This is a genomic window from Enhygromyxa salina, assembly GCF_000737335.2.
GTDB lineage: Bacteria > Myxococcota_A > Polyangia > Nannocystales > Nannocystaceae > Plesiocystis > Plesiocystis salina_C.
The window spans coordinates 1-4090 of the sequence record NZ_JMCC02000225.1; the positions used below are offsets into that span (position 1 = coordinate 1).

The window sequence follows — 4090 nt, forward strand, 5'->3', positions numbered from 1 at the left end:
TCAGTCCGTCAGCGCCAAGCCGTGGAGCGGCGAGGGCTGCGTCACTATCGCCGTGCTGGCATCGGCGAGGGCCCCAAAGCTGGCAGTGAGCCGCTCCCAGCCGACAGGGTCGTGCTGCTCGAGCGCCGCGAGCAGGGCGCTGAGTGGCTGGCTGCCGCGGCGGCCCAGCGCGTTGCTGACGAAGCTAGCGAGCAGCCCCCCGGGGTAGATGGAGCGCGGCGGGACCGAGCGCAGCCGCGTGCTCAGGACCAACACCGCGATCTCGAGGTCGCGGCGACGCTGGCGAAACAGGCGGATCAGCGCGTCACGGTCGATGTCGGCGCGATCGCTGAGCGCCGCGCTGCTGAACGCGTCGAGATGGGGGCTGACCTCGTCTTCGAGGTCTTCGAGCATACTTGCCAATTTGCGAAATCCATCCAGGTCACGTGGCAGTGAATGAATGAGGGTCGCCGACTGTTCCGTCGATGAGTTGGGTTCGGACATGAGACTACTCCTGAGAGGAAATTTCGGATTCGGTGATCAGACCTGGGGGCGAGCTCGACGCGAGCCGAACAGGTGATTGGCCCCAAGTGAACATGTTCATCTTTACTGTCCGCAATGTTCGAACATTTCGTAGACATATTGTGACGTCGGGGGGTCACATTGTCATTGTTGCGGTCATCATCCCCGTGATTCCCATCGTTCGCGTAATTATTGACAGCAAGTGCAAGTGGGTCGACGTGGTCTATTTGTTTTTTTGGTACGCTCGCACTCGCGGCGCCCTGTGATCGGGCGGACGCACATGGGGCTCGTGGGTGGTCGGGAAATGTAGTGGCTCGTTCTGACCGAGCGCGCGATTCTTGGCGGGGGCGATCGAGCGCGCGACGGCGGCCGGCGGTGAGGCGCGCTCGATTTTGCGCGAGCCCGATCGCCCCGATGTCGGCGGCAGGCCGTGCCAGGCAACGCTCGCGCGACGGCGTTTGGAAAGTTCGCGACCGCGGCGGCCGTGCCGTTGCTGCGTTGGGTCCCGTGCCTGCCGTTTGGGCTGCAGTACTCGCGCTCGTTCTCGGGCGAGAACGTGTACGCGAGCCAACCAGCTCGACCTCGCGCTGAGCTGGCGGGCCAACCGGCTCGTGAGTCTGGCTGTCGTGGCGCGCAACCTCGACGCGCCCAGCCTGGCCGAGCTCCGGTATGGCTCGGGGAGCCGGCCCGTGGTCGCAAGCCTGTCAATCTCCCGCAGGTTGCTGGACCGGCGAACGAGGCCCAGCGTGATCGTTGCCAGGCTCGAACCCAGGTCGGCGGGAAGTCCGCGATGGTAGCCCGGGACGGCTCGGGGGCGTCCGAGACATACGTCTGGGTACCCTCCGTCCGTGCCGAGGTCGGCGGGAAGTCCGCGAAGGTAGCCCGGGACTGCCTGCGGGCGTCCGGGACATACGTCTGGGTACCCTCCGTCCGTGCCGAGGTCGGCGGGAAGTCCGCGAGGGTAGGTCAATCCTGCCCGCGGGCGTCCGGGACATACTCCTGGGTAGCCCCCGTCCGTACCGAGGTCGGCGGGAAGTCCGCGAAGGTAGGTCAATCCTGGCCGCGGGCGTCCGGGACATGGTCCTGGGTAGTCCCCGTCCGTGCCGAGGTCGGCGGGAAGTCCGCGAAGGTAGGTCAATCCTGCCCGCGGGCGTCCGGGACATGGTCTTGGGTAGTCCCCGTCCGTGCCGAGGCCGGCGGGAAGTCCGCGAAGGTAGGCCGAACCTGCGTCAGGGGCGTCCGGGACGTACGTCCGGGTATCGTCCGTCCGTGCCGAGGTCGGCGGGAAGTCCGCGAAGGTTGTCGCGTTCCGGTGCGGCCCCGTTCGAATCCAAGCTCGGCCCACCTCCGGCCCGTGCGAGCCCCATTCGGATCCAACCCCGGACCACTCCCGGGCAGCGTGGCCCCGTTCGAATTCAAGCTCGGCTCACCTCCGGCCCGTGCGAGCCCCGTTCGGATCCAACCCCGGACCACTCCCGGGCAGCGCGGCCGCGTTCGAATTCAAGCTCGGCTCACCTCCGGCCCGTGCGACCCCCGTTCGGATCCAACCTCGGACCACTCCCGGGCAGCGCGGCCGCGTTCGAATTCAAGCTCGGCTCACCTCTGGCCCGTGCGACCCCCGTTCGGATCCAACCCCGGACCACTCCTGGGCAGCGTGGCCCCGTTCGGATCCAACCCCGGACCACTCCCGCCCAGCGCGGCCCTGTTCGGATCCAACCCCGGACCACTCCCGGGCAGCGCGGCCCCGTTCGGATCCAAGCTCGACTCACCCGAAGCCCTGTTGGCTATTCGCCCTCGGGCTGATCCACGGGCACCGGTGGCTCAGCCCCCTCGCTCTCCTCGCCCGCGTCGGATTTTGTCCGCGTGATGTCGGTGGCGAGCATGGGCTGCAGCGCCGCGAGCACGGTCTTGCTCCACTCCTCGTCACCCTTGGGCAGCGTCGAGATCAGCAGGCTCGCGTAATTCTCTGCGGCCCAACGGATCTTCGCGCGTAGCGGGCGAAGGTCAACGGTCACCGCGTTGTCGCGAGCTGTGCGTTCGGAGACCATTGCCTCATAGCGTTGCTGGCAGACGTGGGCGAGGGCCGCCGGCTCGGCACCGACGAGCTTGGAGAACTCCGCCTGGAGACCGCGGGACTCGATGTAGCGCAGGCGCGCCGCCATGTGTGCGGCCTGCTGCGGATACGAGAGGCGCAAGAACTCGACGCCGTCGCCGAACAGCCGGGCGAGCAGCTCTTCAGCGACCCGTGTCAGCTCGAGATGCTCGTCGACCTTGGCCTTGGTTCGCTCTTCGGCGTTGAGCAGGCCGATACCGTCGTGCCGGTAGAGCCGCCAAAACTCGAGCCGGGCTCGGAGCGCGACCCAGACATTGTCGACGAGCACGTCGAAGGATCGCTCGAGCCCGATGTCTGCTTTACCGTCGAGCCGTTCAGTCAGCGCATTCTCGGCGTCGTCGACCGAATCCGCGAGGGATTGCGCCGCCTCCTTGACATACTCCGGGACGCCCACAGGCATTGCTTCTATCAGGCTATTGCCGACCGAGATGCACCCCGTGAGTGTGAGTACGGAGAGCGAGCTGTAGCCGGCGAGATCGAGGGTCGAAGGATCGACTGGCATCGCGGGCCAAGCTACAGTTCCGGCATTGACGATGCCGCGACTTTTCTCATGTGTTGCCCAATTAAGTCGGACTGTTCTCAGTTCGGGCGAGGGCCTCTCGCCCGCTCGCGGACGCCTTCGTAGACTTTTCACCGGTTGTGGCGTTTTGGTCCATCACGCGCCTACCAGTCGACCACCTTCGCGTGCCCGGCTTCGACGAGTTGATCATTGAGATTGTCGCCCGTATTCGGGTCTTCGATCTCGACCAGCCAGCGGCCGTACTTGCCCTTGCGATCCTTGAACGTCCGCACCCGCAGCTCGGGCCCGTGTTGAGCGAGCCAGTCGTCGGCGAAGCGCTTGGCGGCCTGGCCCTGGCGCCATTGCTCGCTGTCGCGAGGCACCCCGTAGGTCTCTGGCGTGTCGATCCCGCGCAATCGTACGCGCGCGTGGGTGTGGACGCGCAGGCCAAGGTCGATCTCGAGGTCGTAGGTGTCTCCGTCGATCACCTTGGTGAGGGTTGCCTGGTACTCGTACATTTGGGACCCATACGACCTCGCGGTCTAGACGGGCCAGTGTTCCGCCGCAGACCTGGTCGATGACATCCGAGCCGACCACGACCCGCTCGCCACGGTACTCGAGCGGTGGAAGCTCGGGGGCGCAACCGAAAGCGGCGATGATACCGCCCAGAGCAAGCGTTCGCATGATCACAGGATATCGATCGTGATCGAGATATCACCAACTGTAAGGCCGGGCGAGAGCGAGTCGGTCCTTGCGCCATCTGGCACCCGAACAGCGAAAAGGTTGTCGTTGCTTGGGGGGGGCGTCTACCTATGGTTCTGCGGTGGGTTCCGCACGCGTCCCGAGAGCTGCGATCATCGCCTCCCTACTGCTGCCAACTGGCTGCCCAGAGGACGATGTCGCAGCCGACGGGGGGACTGGTGAGACAGGCGATCCAGGCCCTGACGTCGTCGATCCACTCGATACCGACGGCGCGG

The 4090-nt window shown here is 66.1% G+C and carries 3 protein-coding genes; all 3 read right to left on the bottom strand.

Going from position 1 to position 4090, the window contains the following annotated elements; translation table 11 throughout:
- A complete protein-coding gene (locus DB30_RS40265) occupies positions 1-393 on the bottom strand; it encodes a hypothetical protein (RefSeq protein ID WP_052559387.1) in 393 nt (130 codons plus the stop codon).
- Positions 394-2285: 1892 nt separating this feature from the next.
- The gene (locus DB30_RS40270) at positions 2286-3116 is read right to left on the bottom strand and encodes a hypothetical protein (RefSeq protein ID WP_052559388.1); all 831 of its coding nucleotides are present in this window, start codon (positions 3114-3116) and stop codon (positions 2286-2288) included.
- Between the two features lie 161 nt (positions 3117-3277).
- On the bottom strand, positions 3278-3631 hold the full coding sequence (locus DB30_RS40275; protein ID WP_052559389.1) for a thermonuclease family protein: 354 nt from the start codon (positions 3629-3631) through the stop codon (positions 3278-3280).
- Between the last annotated feature and the right edge of the window lie 459 nt (positions 3632-4090).

What these genes read in the sequence shown, in the direction of transcription:
- DB30_RS40265 (WP_052559387.1), bottom strand. Translation starts at nt 393, where the DNA reads ATGCTCGAAGACCTCGAAGACGAGGTCAGCCCCCATCTCGACGCGTTC.
- DB30_RS40270 (WP_052559388.1), bottom strand. Translation starts at nt 3,116, where the DNA reads ATGCCAGTCGATCCTTCGACCCTCGATCTCGCCGGCTACAGCTCGCTC.
- DB30_RS40275 (WP_052559389.1), bottom strand. Translation starts at nt 3,631, where the DNA reads ATGTACGAGTACCAGGCAACCCTCACCAAGGTGATCGACGGAGACACC.